General features: G+C 57.0%; 17 protein-coding genes. 9 read left to right on the top strand and 8 right to left on the bottom strand.

Annotation, left to right across the window (positions count from 1 at the left end; translation table 11 throughout):
* The first annotated feature begins 98 nt into the window (after positions 1-98).
* Positions 99-1,070, top strand: coding sequence for a sensor domain-containing diguanylate cyclase (locus SIK97_RS19610; protein WP_014229205.1), 972 nt, complete (start codon positions 99-101; stop codon positions 1,068-1,070).
* A gap of 65 nt (positions 1,071-1,135) precedes the next feature.
* Here SIK97_RS19610 and ydfZ read toward each other — a convergent pair whose 3' ends face one another.
* On the bottom strand, positions 1,136-1,339 hold the full coding sequence (ydfZ, locus tag SIK97_RS19615; protein ID WP_004850536.1) for a putative selenium delivery protein YdfZ: 204 nt from the start codon (positions 1,337-1,339) through the stop codon (positions 1,136-1,138).
* 291 nt (positions 1,340-1,630) lie between these two features.
* Here ydfZ and SIK97_RS19620 point away from each other — a divergent pair, with 291 nt between their 5' ends.
* Positions 1,631-1,828, top strand: coding sequence for a hypothetical protein (locus SIK97_RS19620; RefSeq protein WP_014229206.1), 198 nt, complete (start codon positions 1,631-1,633; stop codon positions 1,826-1,828).
* Between the two features lie 120 nt (positions 1,829-1,948).
* Here the strand turns inward: SIK97_RS19620 and SIK97_RS19625 are convergent, their stop codons facing one another.
* Positions 1,949-2,113 carry a hypothetical protein gene (locus tag SIK97_RS19625; RefSeq protein WP_004850538.1) on the bottom strand — a complete coding sequence of 55 codons (165 nt, stop codon included), beginning with the start codon at positions 2,111-2,113 and terminating at the stop codon, positions 1,949-1,951.
* 21 nt (positions 2,114-2,134) lie between these two features.
* Positions 2,135-2,377, bottom strand: a complete 243-nt coding sequence (locus SIK97_RS19630) for a DinI-like family protein (RefSeq protein WP_032749252.1) — start codon at positions 2,375-2,377, stop codon at positions 2,135-2,137.
* A gap of 225 nt (positions 2,378-2,602) precedes the next feature.
* Between SIK97_RS19630 and cybB the strand changes: the two genes are divergently transcribed.
* The 4 genes from cybB (at position 2,603) to SIK97_RS19650 (ending at position 5,218) form a co-directional block, all read left to right on the top strand.
* Positions 2,603-3,130, top strand: a complete 528-nt coding sequence (cybB, locus tag SIK97_RS19635) for a cytochrome b561 (protein ID WP_025107908.1) — start codon at positions 2,603-2,605, stop codon at positions 3,128-3,130.
* A 93-nt stretch (positions 3,131-3,223) separates the two neighbouring features.
* Complete coding sequence (locus tag SIK97_RS19640; RefSeq protein WP_057173852.1) at positions 3,224-3,697, top strand: GNAT family N-acetyltransferase; 474 nt, start codon at positions 3,224-3,226, stop codon at positions 3,695-3,697.
* A gap of 104 nt (positions 3,698-3,801) precedes the next feature.
* Positions 3,802-4,077: a metal/formaldehyde-sensitive transcriptional repressor gene (locus SIK97_RS19645; RefSeq protein WP_004101746.1), complete on the top strand. Its 276-nt coding sequence runs from the start codon at positions 3,802-3,804 to the stop codon at positions 4,075-4,077.
* Positions 4,078-4,099: 22 nt separating this feature from the next.
* Entirely contained in the window at positions 4,100-5,218 is a 1,119-nt protein-coding gene (locus SIK97_RS19650) for an S-(hydroxymethyl)glutathione dehydrogenase/class III alcohol dehydrogenase (RefSeq protein WP_014229209.1), read from the top strand.
* Positions 5,219-5,270: 52 nt separating this feature from the next.
* On the opposite strand, the gene SIK97_RS19655 is transcribed toward SIK97_RS19650, so the two are convergent.
* The 5 genes from SIK97_RS19655 to pcaH all read right to left on the bottom strand — a co-directional run bounded on the left by SIK97_RS19655 (position 5,271) and on the right by pcaH (position 10,839).
* Positions 5,271-5,546, bottom strand: a complete 276-nt coding sequence (locus tag SIK97_RS19655; RefSeq protein WP_025107907.1) for a hypothetical protein — start codon at positions 5,544-5,546, stop codon at positions 5,271-5,273.
* Positions 5,547-5,721: 175 nt separating this feature from the next.
* Positions 5,722-8,094: a membrane-bound PQQ-dependent dehydrogenase, glucose/quinate/shikimate family gene (locus tag SIK97_RS19660; RefSeq protein ID WP_032749248.1), complete on the bottom strand. Its 2,373-nt coding sequence runs from the start codon at positions 8,092-8,094 to the stop codon at positions 5,722-5,724.
* Positions 8,095-8,386: 292 nt separating this feature from the next.
* Positions 8,387-9,310 carry a LysR substrate-binding domain-containing protein gene (locus SIK97_RS19665; RefSeq protein WP_004850547.1) on the bottom strand — a complete coding sequence of 308 codons (924 nt, stop codon included), beginning with the start codon at positions 9,308-9,310 and terminating at the stop codon, positions 8,387-8,389.
* Positions 9,311-9,481: 171 nt separating this feature from the next.
* Complete coding sequence (pcaG, locus tag SIK97_RS19670) at positions 9,482-10,102, bottom strand: protocatechuate 3,4-dioxygenase subunit alpha (RefSeq protein WP_004850549.1); 621 nt, start codon at positions 10,100-10,102, stop codon at positions 9,482-9,484.
* Positions 10,099-10,839 carry a protocatechuate 3,4-dioxygenase subunit beta gene (pcaH, locus tag SIK97_RS19675; RefSeq protein WP_032749246.1) on the bottom strand — a complete coding sequence of 247 codons (741 nt, stop codon included), beginning with the start codon at positions 10,837-10,839 and terminating at the stop codon, positions 10,099-10,101. Before pcaH ends, pcaG begins: the two co-directional genes overlap by 4 nt.
* A 239-nt stretch (positions 10,840-11,078) precedes the next feature.
* On the opposite strand from pcaH, the gene SIK97_RS19680 reads away from it, so the two are divergent.
* The 3 genes from SIK97_RS19680 (at position 11,079) to ycaC (ending at position 14,770) form a co-directional block, all read left to right on the top strand.
* Positions 11,079-12,422 (top strand): VOC family protein, encoded by a 1,344-nt coding sequence (locus tag SIK97_RS19680; RefSeq protein WP_032749245.1) that lies wholly within the window; start codon positions 11,079-11,081, stop codon positions 12,420-12,422.
* A 42-nt stretch (positions 12,423-12,464) separates the two neighbouring features.
* The gene (locus SIK97_RS19685) at positions 12,465-13,973 is read left to right on the top strand and encodes a carboxylesterase/lipase family protein (RefSeq protein ID WP_057173850.1); all 1,509 of its coding nucleotides are present in this window, start codon (positions 12,465-12,467) and stop codon (positions 13,971-13,973) included.
* Between the two features lie 173 nt (positions 13,974-14,146).
* Positions 14,147-14,770: an isochorismate family cysteine hydrolase YcaC gene (ycaC, locus tag SIK97_RS19690; RefSeq protein WP_004850558.1), complete on the top strand. Its 624-nt coding sequence runs from the start codon at positions 14,147-14,149 to the stop codon at positions 14,768-14,770.
* Positions 14,771-15,016 lie beyond the last annotated feature (246 nt).

A 15,016-nucleotide genomic window follows, 5' to 3' on the forward strand; every position in this document is an offset into this window, starting at 1 on the left:
CTCATGAGACAACAAATGTGAATCGTCTGTTAACAGCCTGATGCGCGCTTCAGTGGTAAGCGCAGCGTCATCTATCCTGATAACGTAAGAGAGAAAAATTGAAATTAGCCGGACTCCATCCCGATGAACTGCGTCGCCTGCAATCGCTGCGGGCATCCGGATTACTTAATAGCGGAAAAGAAGAGCGTTTCGATCGCCTGACCCGGCTTGCGCGTACGCTCTACGATCTGCCGGTGGCGTCGGTTAGCCTCGTGGGAGAAAATACCCTGCATGTTAAATCCTGCGCCGGACTTGAAGTCGATACCCTGCCGAGGGATATCACGTTCTGCGCGCATACTATTCTGCAGACCGACCCTTTAATCGTTAATGACCTGCAGCAGGATCTGCGCTTTCACGATAACCCGCTGGTCACGGAAGCGCCTTTTATCCGCTTTTATGCCGGATACCCGGTACAGCTGCCTGACGGCGCGACGGTCGGCGCGTTCTGCCTGATGGACCACAAGCCGCGCGCCTTTTCCGTGCATGAGATACAAATATTAAGCGACCTGGCCGCCATCGTTGAAGATGAATTCAAGGTGCTCGACGCGGCGACCGCCGATGAGCTGACGGGGCTGTTCAACCGCCGGGGTTTTATGTCGTTAGCGGAGTACGCGCTGCTGACGGCCAGGCGGCGCAATGAACCGGCGAGCCTCGTATTTATCGATCTCGATCGCTTTAAGCTGATTAACGATACCTGGGGTCATGAACAGGGGGATAAAGCCCTGACGGCGATGGCTGATTTGATGAAAGCCACCTTCCGGGAGTCGGATATCATTGCCAGGCAGGGCGGAGATGAGTTTATTATCCTGCTTGCTAATACTGCCCAGCAGGCGGCGGGCATCGCGATGGCGCAGCTAAGCAATAACGTTGCTGAATATAATCAACAGGCGGGCAATCCGTGGCAGCTGGCCTTTTCCTGGGGCTGCGTTGAATACGATCCTGCAACGCATCATAGCCTCAATGAGATCGTTGCGGTGGCGGACCGGCGCATGTATCAGGCGAAGACCAGCCATGGCGCCGAGCGCCGGTAGGGAACCGCCCGGCGTCGCCAGCCGATATTCGGCGTCTGGCTGATGCCGCGGCGGCTTGCGCTTCCTTAGTGGAGACCAAGGCGGATCAGTTCAACGGGCTCGAACTTACCTTCCGTCCCTTCCACTTCGACTGTCTTATTACGGCGCAGCTGGGCTGGCGTTAAGCCCGTAGCGTGGATAGCGATAATTTTACCGGTTTTACCCGTCCCGTTAATCATCACCTGGCTGCCGTTAGTAATAGGATTGCGGTTACGATCGTAAGTGATCATGCTGATTTCTCCTTTTAATCATCGGGTGGTAACAATCGCTTCTCGCGCCGGGCTGCCCCCGGCGCGGACGTAATACCAATACGCCTCTCGGCCCGTCATTTTGTTGTTTTTGATCAACTTCACACTTTTTAGCGTCCCTCAACGGGCTAACGAGCCGGAGACAGGCTTTGCCTGACCCGGAATCCGTACTGCTTTTGAAGACGATTCCGCGGGTATCAACCCCCGTGGAGGCCCGGGTTGCAGTCGCTGATGCGGCTGCTAAACTTTTTTCGGGCATAACGGAGCGGAACGATGAAGAACAAAGAAGAGCAAACGGGGCTGATTGGTCTTGCCATTGGCGCGGCGGTTATTGGCCTGGTCTCTGGCCAGAAGCCAATCAACCGGGAAAGCATTGTTGAAGAACTGGTGAGGCTGGGCAGGCAGAAGGGGGATGGCGTCGAGGACGAGATTTTTATGCAGGCGGCAACGCTGGTGCGCAAGGGGGTATGATCCCGCCGGTAGAAGAAGCCCGGGTAGGCGAAAACCCGGGATTAAACGGGGAGGAAGGTCATCATAAGATACGCTATCACAATGCATATCAGCGCCATGTACCAGACAAAACTCATTCTGTTACCCGCCCTGTAGCGCCATGCCGGTCACCGCGTTAACCACGGTCGCGGCCATCAAAACGCCGCCGACGATAGCGCAGGCACGGTTTTTCCGGGTCGCCCCCAACGTCAACATCACCACCGCTGCGGCAAAGAGGGGGATGGCTATTATGCTGAAAGTGTTCATCGTTTCCTCAACACTCGTCCGTTAATCTTCCTGCATCCACATATCGGCTTCTTCGAACATCTCCTGCACGGCGCGGCTGATCTGCTCCTTCTCGTGCTTGCTGGCGTCAGTATGGATGGAAGCCAGGGTCATCATCGGCTTAACGCGGACGTCGGCATCGGGAAAAATGCGATGCACTCGCTTCGTCAGTTCATTAAGAATGATCTCTTTAGCGCCGGCCAATCCCTCGAAATTTCTTTTGTCATAAATCAGCTCTACGAACATTTTTTATCCCGTTTATGGTAATAGCAGGGAGTATTGTACTGTGATTATATACAGCGTCAAGGCCGAGGTATACGTTCCCCGTATTCCTGCGCCGGGGATAACTCGCCGCTTTTGCATTAAATGCGTGAAACCGACAATTGTTTTTTTATAAGTACGTAAAAGTTAATGAATTTTTAATAAAAGGTGTTTATGTTGGCGATATCACCGTTTTATTAAGGGTTTCTCATGCGCGATAAATATTCTGGCCTGCAAATTGGCATCCACTGGCTGGTGTTTCTTTTAGTGATAGGCGCTTACGCGGCGATGGAGCTGCGGGGCTTTTTCCCCCGCAGCGCGCGGCCCGTCATCAATATGATTCACGTCTCCTGCGGGATTTCTATTTTTGTTCTGATGGTGGTGCGCCTGTTGGTGCGTCTCAAATCCCCGGCGCCGCCAATTGTGCCTAAGCCGTCGCCGATGATGACCGGCTTCGCACATCTGGGGCATCTGGTTATCTATCTGCTGTTTATCGCGCTGCCGGCCATCGGCATGGTCATGATGTACTACCGCGGTAACCCGTGGTTCGCGTTTGGCCTGACCATGCCGCACGCGGCGGAAAGCAACTTTGAGCTGGTGGATACCCTGAAAGCGTGGCACGAGCTGCTGGCCAATACCGGCTACTTTATCATTGGCCTGCACGCGCTGGCGGCGCTGTTGCACCACTACTTCTGGAAAGATAACACGCTGCTGAGGATGATGCCGCGCAGGCGTTAAACTTCGATAAACCCGCTTCGGCGGGTTTTTTTGTCTCTCTTTACTTTAATTGTGATAAAAATGTTATCAACAATAAAAACGAAGGGGAAGGGTATGAAAGTCAGACATGCCATCGCAGAAGAGGCTCCGGCCCTTTGGGAGGTTCGTAATCAGGCGATTCGCCACGGCTGCCGGGAAAGCTATGCTGCGGAAGTCCTGCAGGCCTGGACACCCGACAACATGCCTGAAGGTTACCGCCATGCGGTGCGCGATAATCCGTTTTTTGTTGTTGATGATGGGCTGGGCAAGCCAGTTGCCAGCGGCTATCTGGATATCAAAGCGGGTAGCGTTGAAGCCATATTTACTTTGCCGACGTGGGAGGGTAAAGGCTGCGCCAGCATGATTATGGCGGCCATCATCGGGGAGGAGAAACAACGCAAGTTCAGGCACATTACCCTCGATGCAACGCCAAACGCGGCCGGTTTTTATCTGCGCCTGGGATTCACTTCAATCGGCGAAAAGCGCTGGCATTCGAAAATGGCGAACGCCGACTTACGCTGTGAATCGATGATCCTTAGCCTCGACTAAGCGCAAATTCTCGCCGCTATGCTACGGTTAAAGCGGCGAAGCCATTTGCCTCATGGCAACAATAAATATAGTATACCCCCCTATATGATATGGAGGGCGTCACCATGCCACATTCACCTGAAGATAAAAAGCGTGCCCTCAGTCGGGTAAGGCGCATCCGTGGCCAGGTTGAAGCGCTCGAGCGGGCGCTGGAATCCGGCGAACCCTGTATGACCATTCTGCAACAAATCGCCTCAATTCGCGGCGCCGCCAACGGCCTGATGGGAGAGATGGTTGAAATTCATCTGCAGGATGAACTGGTCAGCGGCGAAACGACGCCAGACCAGCGCGCCGCCAGAATGGCGGAAGTCGGGCATCTGCTACGGTCCTATTTAAAATAAAATCACCACGAGGAAGAGAGATATGAAATCACGTGCAGCCGTCGCGTTTGGCCCAGGCCAGCCGCTTTCAATCGTTGAGATTGACGTCGCGCCGCCAAAAAAAGGCGAAGTGCTGGTCAAAATCACCCATACCGGCGTATGCCACACCGATGCCTTTACCCTCTCAGGCGACGATCCGGAAGGCGTTTTCCCGGCGGTACTGGGCCATGAAGGCGGCGGGATTGTCGTTGAAGTGGGGGAAGGCGTGACCAGCCTGCAGCCGGGCGACCACGTTATTCCTCTGTATACCGCCGAATGCCGCGAGTGTAAGTTCTGTAAATCCGGCAAAACTAACCTCTGCCAGGCGGTGCGCGCTACTCAGGGTAAAGGCCTGATGCCGGACGGCACCACCCGTTTCTCCTATAACGGTGAACCGATTTATCACTATATGGGGACCAGCACCTTCAGCGAATACACCGTAGTGGCCGAAATTTCGCTGGCAAAAGTGAACCCGCAGGCGCCGCTGGATAAAGTCTGCCTGCTGGGCTGCGGCGTCACTACCGGCATCGGCGCGGTGCACAATACGGCGAAAGTAAAAGAGGGCGATACCGTCGCCGTCTTCGGCCTCGGCGGGATCGGCCTGGCGGTGATCCAGGGCGCGGTACAGGCGAAAGCCGGGCGCATTCTGGCGGTGGATACCAACCCGGAAAAATTCACACTCGCAAAAGAGATGGGCGCGACCGACTTTATCAACCCGAATGATTACGATAAGCCGGTTCAGGATGTGATTGTTGAACTCACCGACGGCGGCGTCGACTTTAGCTTCGAGTGTATCGGTAACGTCAACGTGATGCGCGCGGCGCTGGAGTGCTGCCACAAAGGCTGGGGCGAAAGCGTCATCATCGGCGTTGCCGGCGCGGGCCAGGAGATTAAAACCCGCCCATTCCAGCTGGTCACCGGGCGCGTCTGGCGCGGCTCCGCGTTCGGCGGCGTGAAAGGGCGTACCCAGCTGCCGGGAATGGTTGAAGAGGCGATGGCGGGGAAAATTCGCCTCGATCCGTTTATTACCCACCGTATGCCGCTGGATCAAATCAACGAAGCGTTTGATCTGATGCATGAAGGTAAATCCATTCGTACCGTCATTCATTTCGGCGAGAATTGATTTTCCTGGTGAAAAATAACCCGGGCATGCCCGGGTTATCGTTTAAGAGGGATTACTCCCGCCGCAGGTTTTCATAACCATTCTGCCATCGCCGCTGTTCCCGCCGCTCCCGTTCACGCTGAATATCCGATTTCTCATCTTCCCAGACCGCGCAGTGCGGGCCGCTGAACACCTCGCAGGGCTGTGGGCTGGCGGTGAGCGGAGACGCCGCTTTCTCTTCCCAAATCGTCGGATCGCGCAGGTCCACTTCCGGGGCTTTTAACGCCTGAGCCGAGGCGGCGGCTAACATGAAGGTGCCTGCGAGCAGGCGGCAGGGTGAACTTTTCATCCATTATCCTTGTTCAGTTGTTATTATTGATAACCATTCGCAATAATAACATAGCTGAATGAAAATGGCTTGCTTAGGGGGAGAAGATGATTTTGCTTTTGCGCCAGCCGTCACCGTGCGGCTCCCGGGATAGGCGCTTTGCCAGCAAAAAGGGCCCCGTTTGGGGCCCTGGTGGTTACTTCTGCTGCGGAAGCGCGTAGGCGATAATATAATCGCCGCGGTCCGGCGACTGGCGAGCGCCGCCCGCGTTGATGATGATGTACTGTTTGCCGGTTTTCGGCGATACGTAGGTCATCGGGCCGGATTGACTGCCGACCGGCAGACGCGATTTCCAGATCTCTTTCCCGTTGGCGGTATCAAACGCGCGCAGGTAGAAGTCCTGGGTGCCCGCGAAGAACAGCAGGCCGGACTGGGTTGATAACGAGGCGCCCAGTGTCGGCATACCGATAGGGATTGGCATGTGCATGCGGATCCCCAGCGGGCCGGTGTCCTCAACGGTGCCCACCGGAACCTGCCACACCAGTTTGCCGGTTTTCAAATCAACCGCTGACATAGTGCCGAACGGTGGTTTCTGGCACGGAATGCCCAGCGGAGACAGGAAGCGTTCGCGCATGGCGCCGAACGGCGTGCCCTCCATCGGCACAATCCCCATTTCGATACCGCTGGCGTCCTTCGCCACTTTGGCGCGCGGCACCATATAGTTGGCGAGGCCAAGGCGCATATCATTGACGAACATCAGGCTGTTATTCGGGTCAACCGACACGCTGCCCCAGTTCATCCCGCCCAGCGAGCCGGGATACTGCAGCGAACGATCCTCGCCCGGCGGGGTGAAGACGCCCTGGTGACGCATCTCTTTAAACTGGATGCGGCACAGCAGCAGGTCGACAGGCGTCGCGCCCCACATATCCGACTCGGTCAGCGTCTCGTTGCCGATCATTGGCATGCCGACGGAGTAGGGCTGGGTCGGCGAGTAGCGCTCGCCCTTGACGTTGCCCGCCGGGACTGGACGTTCCTCAACCTTGGCGACCGGTTCACCGGTGGCGCGGTTTAGCATAAAGATCATGCCCTGCTTGCTGGTTTGCACCAGCACCGGCGTGGTGCCGCCTTTACCGTCAGGCAGATCGTACAACAGCGGCTGGGAAGGCAGGTCGAAATCCCAGAGATCGTGATGGGTGGTCTGATAATGCCAGCGTACCTGGCCGGTCGTGGCGTCAACGGCCACGATGGAGGAACTGTATTTATCGTCCAGCGCGGTACGTTCGCCGCCAAAGAAGTCCGGCGTTGCGTTACCGGTCGGCAGATAAATCAGATTCAGCTTCGCGTCATAGGACATGGCCGACCAGACGTTCGGCGTACCGCGGGTGTAGGTCTGTCCTGCCGGCGGTTCGCCGGTCAGGTTCGGGTTGCCCGGATCCCATGCCCACGCCAGTTTGCCGGTATGAACATCATAGGCGCGAACGACGCCCGGGGGTTCGCCGGTGGAGAAGTTATCCGCCACGCGACCGCCAACCACGACCACGTTACCCGCCACCAGCGGCGTGGAGGTCTGCTGGTAGTAACCCGCTTTGATTTCCCCCATGCCAACGCTCAGGTCCACAATACCGTGGTCGCCGAAGGCGTCGCACAGTTTACCGTTATCGGCATCAATAGCGATCAGACGGGCGTCGGTGGTTGGCAGGAACAGGCGGCGGGAGCAGGCGGCCGGCTGCGCGTCGGCGGCAGGGGAAACCTGGGCCTGGCTCTCTTCGTAATAGCCTAAGCCGCGGCAGCGCTGCCAGTTCGGCGCGGTAGCTTTTGAATCATAGCGCCATTTCTCTTTACCGCTATCGACATCCAGCGCCAGCACCTTGCTGTAGGGTGTACAGACGTAAAGCGTATCGCCAATCTGCAGCGGCGTATTCTGGTCTTCCGCGCCGGAGCCGTTGCTCTGCGGGATATCCCCGGTGTGGGCGACCCAGGCAACCTGCAGCTGGTCAACGTTCTGTTTGTTAATCTGGTCGAGGGCGGCGAAACGGTCGCCGTGGGTGGTGTTGCCCCAGTGCGCCCAGTTTTTCTGCTGCTCGCCCGCGGCGACCGGTTTAACCGGCACCGCCTCGCTGGCGCTGACCAGCGGCTGGGATTTAAACATCCAGCCGAAACTGACCAACAGTACCACCGCCAGCACCGCTGCCAGGCCAAACGACGGCCCTTTTTTCGCCGGCTGCCGGGACAGAAACGGCCAGACCAGCGCGGCAAGGAAGGCCAGTACACCGAGTGCGAACAGGCGCGAGAACAGCGGCCAGTAGGTCCAGCCGGCATCGCTAATGGCCCAGACGATCGAGGCGATAAACGCTATCGCGTACAGTATGATACCGCCGCGACGGCTGCGGAAAATGAGCACCGCGGCGATAACCATCACCAGGCCCATGATCGCAAAATAGAAGGTCCCGCCAACGGAGGCGAGCTTTGCACCAAGAATACCGATAGCCAGGCCGATGATCAGCATCAGCCCGGCGAGAAGCCACTGCAGGACCCGGGGGAATCCTCGCGGCGCGTTGCCAGTTGCCATTTTTTCTCCTTAACCACCCCTGAACAGGCGTGAACCAGATGAATCAATTTCTCAAGTGAAGGCTTTTGAATGAAGCGATTCTGACCTTCATAAAAGCAGGTTTTTTACTGTTATTGATTTCGAGTGAACCATTTGGTGAAATCGTGGCTATGATAGATCTGTTAAAGAAATTTACGCAATTGTTAATGAATGATTTCGCACTAATTGATTATTATGGTGAATGTGGTGGGTGCGAAAAGGAAATCAGGCGGTCAGATTTCCCCGACGCGGATAACGGTCGGGGAGAGGGCGATCAGACGGGCATCGATTTACGAATGGCGCTCAGCAGGGTTTGTGTTCCCGCGGTGAGCGTGGCGTCCACCCGGGTGAGAATACCTATCGGTTCGCCCGCGCCCTGGGTGGGCACCGGCAGCGCGGCCAGCAGCCCACGGCGCAGGTCGTCTTTGACCGCACCGGAGGGGACAAACCAGACGTAGTCGTAATCGACGGTGAGCTGGCGCGACAGGGAAGCCGACAGCGTCTCGATGCAGCCAGACGGAATTTTGCAGCCCTGGCTTTGCAGCAGGGTTTCGGCGTTCTGTCGCGGCAGCGTACCTTTGGGCGAAACCACCACCGGCCACTCCATGACCCGACTCAGCGTAACCGTTTCCTGCAGCAGCGGATGCCCCGGACGAACCACCAGCTTCAGGGATTCGAGAAACAGCAGTTCATAGTTCAACCCGCTCATCAACTCCGGATCGGACATCCGTCCGATACCGATATCGATTTCTCCCGATTTTAGTCCGGCCAGCAGCATGGTGTTATTCATGGTCGCCACCTGCAGGGTGATATCTTTTTGCTGCTGATGGAACTGGCCGATCACCGAGGGCAGGATCCCCAGCGCGGCGGTGGGGAGCGCCCCGATGCGCACGATATCGCTGTTGAGGCCTTCTTTACGGTTTAGCGCCTGTCCCGCGGTATTGAGCGCGTCGAGCACTTTAACCGCGTGGGTGAGAAACTGTTCGCCGACCAGCGTGAGCTGCGCGCCGAGGCGTCCACGCTCAAACAGCCGGGTACCGGTCAGCTGCTCCAGTTCGTTTAGCGTTTTGGATAAGGCCGGTTGACTCAGATTTAAGGTTTCAGCCGCACGCCCAAGGGTTCCCTGTTGAGCGACGGCCACGAAAGTATGTAGATGGCGCAAGCGAATGCGCTGACTGAAAAGACCATTTTTTTGCATAATCAATGTTAAAAACAGAGGCGTCCCAGTGACAAGTAAGGGCGATTAAAATTGTTAACTTCATAGCAAAATATTATTAACATTTTATATTATTATTTTACAAGTTGATTTTATTGAGTTTGCCATATAGCGTCGCCCCTGACCGGCAGGGGCGGAAAAAGGAAAAAAAACTCAGATATCGAAGAAGACGGTTTCGTTTTCGCCCTGCAGGTGAATATCGAAGCGATACACGATCTCCGCGCCGCGGACCTCGCGCTGCGCGATGAGGGTCTGGCGACGCACTTCCCACTCAATCAGATTCAGCACCGGGTCGACCTGGTTGGCATCCTGCTCGTCGGAAAAGTACATCCGCGTGTTGAGGCCAATATTAATCCCGCGGGCGACCACCCACAGATTGACGTGCGGCGCCATGGTGCGCCCATCGCGACCTACCACGGCCCCGGGTTTAATGGTTTCGAAGCGCCAGACGCCGCTGGTGAAGTCCGAGCAGCTGCGTCCCCAGCCGCGAAACGCCGCATCCAGCTTCTTGCCCTGCTGTCGGTCGTCGGGATGGTTATAGCGCCCGGCGGCGTTGGCCTGCCAGATTTCCAGCAGCACATCGCGCACCGGCGTGCCGGAGCCATCGATGACTCTGCCTTCGATAGTAATACGTTCGCCCTCGGTGTCTGCCGTTGTCAGCGTCGGGCCAAAATTTTTCTCAAAGATATGGAAACCGGCGGCGTCCGGCGCGAGGCCGATATGCACATAAGGGCCGGCGGTTTGTGACGCGGTTTCAGGTAAATAATCTTTCATCGGGCGGCCCCCTGCGTGCGGTTTTCAAACAGCGTTGCGCGATGGCCGCGCAGCACGAGATCAAAACGGTAAGCCAGAGAGTCCAGCGGTACGGCGGCATGGGTATCCAGCTCGGCGATTAATGTCCTGATGGCATCATCGTTATTGATGGTTTTAACAATAGGACACTGTTTAATCAGCGGATCGCCTTCGAAATACATCTGCGTGATCAGGCGCTGTGCCCAGGCGTCGCCGGAGAGCGAAAAGTGAATATGCGCCGGACGCCAGTCGCTTACCTGGTTGCGCCACGGATAGGGGCCGGGCTTGATGGTGCGGAAACAATAGTAGCCGTTTTCGTCGGTCAGCACCCGTCCGCAGCCGCCAAAGTTCGGGTCGATAGGCGCCAGATATTGATCTTTCTTATGCCGGTAGCGTCCGCCCGCGTTGGCCTGCCAGACTTCGACCAGCGTATTTTTCATTGGTCGGCCAAATCCATCGCGAACGTAGCCGTGGACGATTATCCTTTCGCCAATCGGCAGGCCGTCTTTGGCGTAGTTGAGGATCAGGTCGTTATCGAGCGCGCCGAGATCGTCGCTGCTGAACACCGGTCCGGTGATTTCAGAAAGGGAATTCTGCAGGGAAATGAGCGCATTGCGCGGCGAGCGCAGCACGCTGGTTTTATAGCCCGGGGCGTAAGCGGGAGGATGGCTGCTGTAGTCGCGGTGCAGGACCTCGCGCGGTGACCATTTTTCGTTCATGAGGGTACTCCATATTATCGGTAGAGAGGCATGTTGTTGTAATGTCGCCACTCGCAGTGTGTGTAAATGTTTTGTTAATTTAAAGTGAAATTAAAGGGTGTTTAACATAACCGGCGGTTATGAAGTGAGCGGGTGAAAATAAACCGGCCAGCTACCGGCATCACAGTTTGTAAATTCTTCCCGCCGTCTGCAGAGAGCTTTCCTACACTCCAGGGAGAATTCACTGGAGGTAAGACATCATGGCGAACACCATCACGGCTGATGAGATTCGGGAAAGCTTTTCGCAGGCGATGTCGGCGATGTACCAGCAGGAAGTTCCGCAGTACGGGACGCTACTGGAGCTGGTGGCCGACGTTAACCTGGCCATACTGGAGAATAACCCGACGCTGCACGAACAACTGGCCAACGCCGATGAACTGGCGCGGCTGAACGTTGAACGCCACGGCGCGATCCGCGTCGGTACGGCGGAGGAACTGGCGACCTTGCGTCGCATGTTTGCCATTATGGGAATGTATCCCGTCAGCTATTACGATCTGTCGCAGGCCGGCGTACCGGTTCACTCCACCGCGTTTCGCCCCATTGATGACGCCGCGCTGGCGCGCAATCCGTTTCGCGTTTTTACCTCGCTTCTGCGACTTGAACTTATCGCCAATGAAGCTTTGCGTCAGCGGGCGGCGGATATCCTTTCCCGACGGGATATCTTCACGCCGCGCTGTCGTGAACTGATCGCGTTACATGCACAGAAAGGGGAGTTTACCGCCGCAGAGGCGCGTGAGTTTGTGCAACAGGCGCTGGAAACCTTTCGCTGGCATCGACACGCCACCGTCGATGAGGAAACCTATCACGCGCTGCATGAAGAGCACCGGCTGATTGCCGATGTGGTCTGTTTCCCCGGCTGCCACATTAATCATCTGACGCCGCGCACCCTGGATATTGACCGGGTACAGGCGTTAATGCCCGAGTGCGGTATCGCGCCAAAAGCGTTGATAGAAGGGCCGCCGCGCCGCGATGTGCCCATTTTACTGCGCCAGACCAGCTTTAAGGCCCTTGAGGAACCGGTGATGTTTGCCGGAGAGCATAGAGGCACGCATACGGCTCGCTTTGGCGAAATCGAGCAGCGCGGTATCGCCTTAACGCCGAAGGGCCGCGCCCTGTACGACCGACTGCTTGGCGAGGCGGGGGTGGGCAAAGATAATCTCACCCATCAGCGTCATCTGCAGGAGGTGTTTAGCCCGTTCCCGGACAGCGAATTCCTGCTGCGTCAGCAGGGGCTGGCGTACTTTCGCTATCGCCTGACGCCCGCCGGCGAAGCGCACCGTCAGGCGTTTCGTCCGGGTGACGATCCGCAGCCGCTGATTGAACGCGGCTGGGTCATCGCACAACCGATTATTTATGAAGACTTTTTGCCGGTCAGCGCCGCCGGGATTTTTCAGTCTAACCTGGGCAACGAGATACAGACCCGCAGCCACGGCAACGCCAGCCGCCAGGCCTTTGAGGAGGCGCTGGGCTGTCCGGTCTATGATGAGTTTGCTCTTTATCAACAGGCGGAAGAGCGCAGTAAACGACGTTGCGGTCTGCTGTAAAATCAGTACTCTGCTGGCATGAGTCGTTAAAGGAAGCAGGTCATGCAGAATCCGTCTACCCCGCTGGTGAAAACCCGGCAGGGCACCCTATCCGGCACCGCTGAAGAGAACATGCATATCTGGCGCGGTATACCCTATGCCGCGCCGCCCGTCGGCGATCTCCGCTGGCGCGCGCCGCAGCCTGCCGCCCGCTGGCAGGGCGTGCGCAGGGCGGAGAATTTCTCGGCCTCCAGCTGGCAGGATATTGAGTACTGTCGTGAGCTCGGCGGCGGCGATCCCGGCCGCTTTTCCGAGGATTGCCTGTACCTTAACGTCTGGTCACCCGCTTCGCGCGCGCAGCCGCTGCCGGTGATGGTCTGGCTGCACGGCGGCGGCTATACCATCGGCGCGGGAAGCTTACCGCCCTATGATGGTAAAGCCTTAGCGTCCCGTGACGTAGTGGTAGTCACGGTTAACTACCGGCTGGGGCATCTGGGCTTTTTTGCCCATCCGGCGCTGGAGGAAGAAGAGGGGGAGCGCATCTATAATTTTGCGCTGCTCGATCAGATCGCCGCCCTGCAGTGGGTTCAGGAGAACATTCACGCCTTCGGCGGCGATGCGGCCAACGTGACGCTGTTCGGCGAGTCCGCCGGGGCACGCAGCGTGCTGTCGCTCATGGTTTCGCCAAAATCCAGAGGACTGTTCCATAAGGCGATTATTCAGAGCGGCTATACCTTGCCGGATCTGCCGCGGGAAAAGGCGCTGGCCAAAGGGCAGCTCATCGCGGAGCACTTCTCTTTACCGCAGGCCAGCGCCGAACAGCTGCGGGCGATTCCGGCGGACGCGTTCTGGTCGTTGACCGCGCCGCTTACCATCGGCCCGGCGCCCATTGTTGGCGATGCCGTACTGCCGCAGCCGATGCTGGAGACTTTTTTTAGCGGGTGTCAGCACCCGCTGCCGGTGATGATCGGCTCGAACAGCGATGAGGCCAGCGTCATGGCGGTGTTTGGCATCGATATCGCCGGGCAGATCCAGAAGCTTCGCCGCGAACGCCGTTTTGGTCTCGGTTTGATTAAGCTGCTCTATCCCGGCGTCAAGGGCGATGAGGCATTAGGGCGTGAAGTCTGCCGCGATATGGCCTTTACCACCCTGGGTTACGTGGTGATGCAGGCGCAGCAGCGGGTAGGGCAACCGTGCTGGCGCTACTGGTTTGACTACGTTGCCGAGGCGGAACACCAAACCTATCCGCACGGCGCGTGGCACGGTAATGAAGTGGCGTATGTTTTTGACAACCTCGACCTTGCCGAGCCGGTACGACAGTATGCGAACGAGCGCGACCGGACCTTTGCCGCCCGGGTTGCCGACTATTGGGCTAGCTTTGCCCGTGTAGCGGGTAACGGCTGCCACGAGCTCTCCGGACCGGTGCGCTGGCCCGCCAGCGTGCGCGGACGAGACCGTCTGTTGCGTATCGGTTTGCACAAGCGGGCCGGTTTTAAAGTGGAAAACCGTTTTATGCGCGCGCGTCTGGCGCTGTTTCGGCGGGTGATGAAGCACCATGTGACGCTGGATTAACGCTGTCCGGAAGATCTCCGTTTGCCGCGGTACGTTCTGCAAATGGAACAATGCGTCCCACTTTAGGCGGCTAATCCTCAGTCAGCGATTACACTAAGATCGGTTCTGTTAACCCTGCATCCGCAGAACCTGCGTTCTGACGGAAGATCTGACGTTAAAATGAGGAAGAAACCATGGCCAAACCGTATGTTCGTCTGGATAAAAGTGATGCCGCCGTGCTGCTGGTCGATCACCAGACCGGATTACTCTCTCTGGTACGCGATATCGATCCCGATAAATTCAAGAACAACGTCCTTGCCCTTGGCGACCTGGCGAAGTACTTCGGTCTGCCGACTATCTTAACCACCAGCTTTGAGAACGGCCCCAATGGCCCGCTGGTGCCGGAGCTGAAAGCGCAATTCCCCGATGCGCCCTATATCGCGCGCCCGGGTAATATTAACGCCTGGGATAACGAAGATTTTGTTAAGGCAGTCAAAGCGACGGGCAAAAAGCAGCTGATTATTGCCGGGGTGGTGACGGAAGTTTGCGTGGCCTTTCCGGCGCTTTCGGCCATTGAAGAGGGGTTTGAGGTGTTTGTGGTGACCGACGCTTCCGGTACCTTTAACCCGATTACCCGCGATGCCGCCTGGGATCGTATGTCGCAGGCCGGGGTACAGCTGATGTCGTGGTTTGGCGTTGCCTGCGAACTACACCGCGACTGGCGTAATGATATCGAAGGGCTGGGAACGCTGTTCTCCAACCATATTCCGGATTATCGCAACCTGATGACCAGTTTTAACCTTCTGCAGCAAAAATAATCGCCTGCGCGGCCAGCGTTCGTCTGGCCGCTTCCTGATTCAGCATGAAACGCCGCCGGTTGGCGAAATCATCGCCGCCCCCCGGATATCGGTAATTCGGTCTGGTCCGGTGGACATATTTTTTTCACGCATTTCTGCCGTCAACAATTGGATTATCAATCATTTTTGTCTAGAGTGAGCGACATTCACGACGCATGGGTTTGTTACGTCGCGTCTCAATTCACATATGAAGAAGGATGCTCTCTC

It is taken from the genome of Klebsiella sp. JN_Kp126, assembly GCF_033843325.1.
Taxonomy (GTDB): domain Bacteria; phylum Pseudomonadota; class Gammaproteobacteria; order Enterobacterales; family Enterobacteriaceae; genus Klebsiella; species Klebsiella michiganensis.

Coding starts and splice junctions, on each gene's coding strand:
- ydfZ (WP_004850536.1), bottom strand. CDS start 1,339: ATGATCACTTACGATCGTAACCGCAATCCTATTACTAACGGCAGCCAG.
- SIK97_RS19620 (WP_014229206.1), top strand. CDS start 1,631: ATGAAGAACAAAGAAGAGCAAACGGGGCTGATTGGTCTTGCCATTGGC.
- SIK97_RS19625 (WP_004850538.1), bottom strand. CDS start 2,113: ATGAACACTTTCAGCATAATAGCCATCCCCCTCTTTGCCGCAGCGGTG.
- SIK97_RS19630 (WP_032749252.1), bottom strand. CDS start 2,377: ATGTTCGTAGAGCTGATTTATGACAAAAGAAATTTCGAGGGATTGGCC.
- cybB (WP_025107908.1), top strand. CDS start 2,603: ATGCGCGATAAATATTCTGGCCTGCAAATTGGCATCCACTGGCTGGTG.
- SIK97_RS19640 (WP_057173852.1), top strand. CDS start 3,224: ATGAAAGTCAGACATGCCATCGCAGAAGAGGCTCCGGCCCTTTGGGAG.
- SIK97_RS19645 (WP_004101746.1), top strand. CDS start 3,802: ATGCCACATTCACCTGAAGATAAAAAGCGTGCCCTCAGTCGGGTAAGG.
- SIK97_RS19650 (WP_014229209.1), top strand. CDS start 4,100: ATGAAATCACGTGCAGCCGTCGCGTTTGGCCCAGGCCAGCCGCTTTCA.
- SIK97_RS19655 (WP_025107907.1), bottom strand. CDS start 5,546: ATGAAAAGTTCACCCTGCCGCCTGCTCGCAGGCACCTTCATGTTAGCC.
- SIK97_RS19660 (WP_032749248.1), bottom strand. CDS start 8,094: ATGGCAACTGGCAACGCGCCGCGAGGATTCCCCCGGGTCCTGCAGTGG.
- SIK97_RS19665 (WP_004850547.1), bottom strand. CDS start 9,310: ATGCAAAAAAATGGTCTTTTCAGTCAGCGCATTCGCTTGCGCCATCTA.
- pcaG (WP_004850549.1), bottom strand. CDS start 10,102: ATGAAAGATTATTTACCTGAAACCGCGTCACAAACCGCCGGCCCTTAT.
- pcaH (WP_032749246.1), bottom strand. CDS start 10,839: ATGAACGAAAAATGGTCACCGCGCGAGGTCCTGCACCGCGACTACAGC.
- SIK97_RS19680 (WP_032749245.1), top strand. CDS start 11,079: ATGGCGAACACCATCACGGCTGATGAGATTCGGGAAAGCTTTTCGCAG.
- SIK97_RS19685 (WP_057173850.1), top strand. CDS start 12,465: ATGCAGAATCCGTCTACCCCGCTGGTGAAAACCCGGCAGGGCACCCTA.
- ycaC (WP_004850558.1), top strand. CDS start 14,147: ATGGCCAAACCGTATGTTCGTCTGGATAAAAGTGATGCCGCCGTGCTG.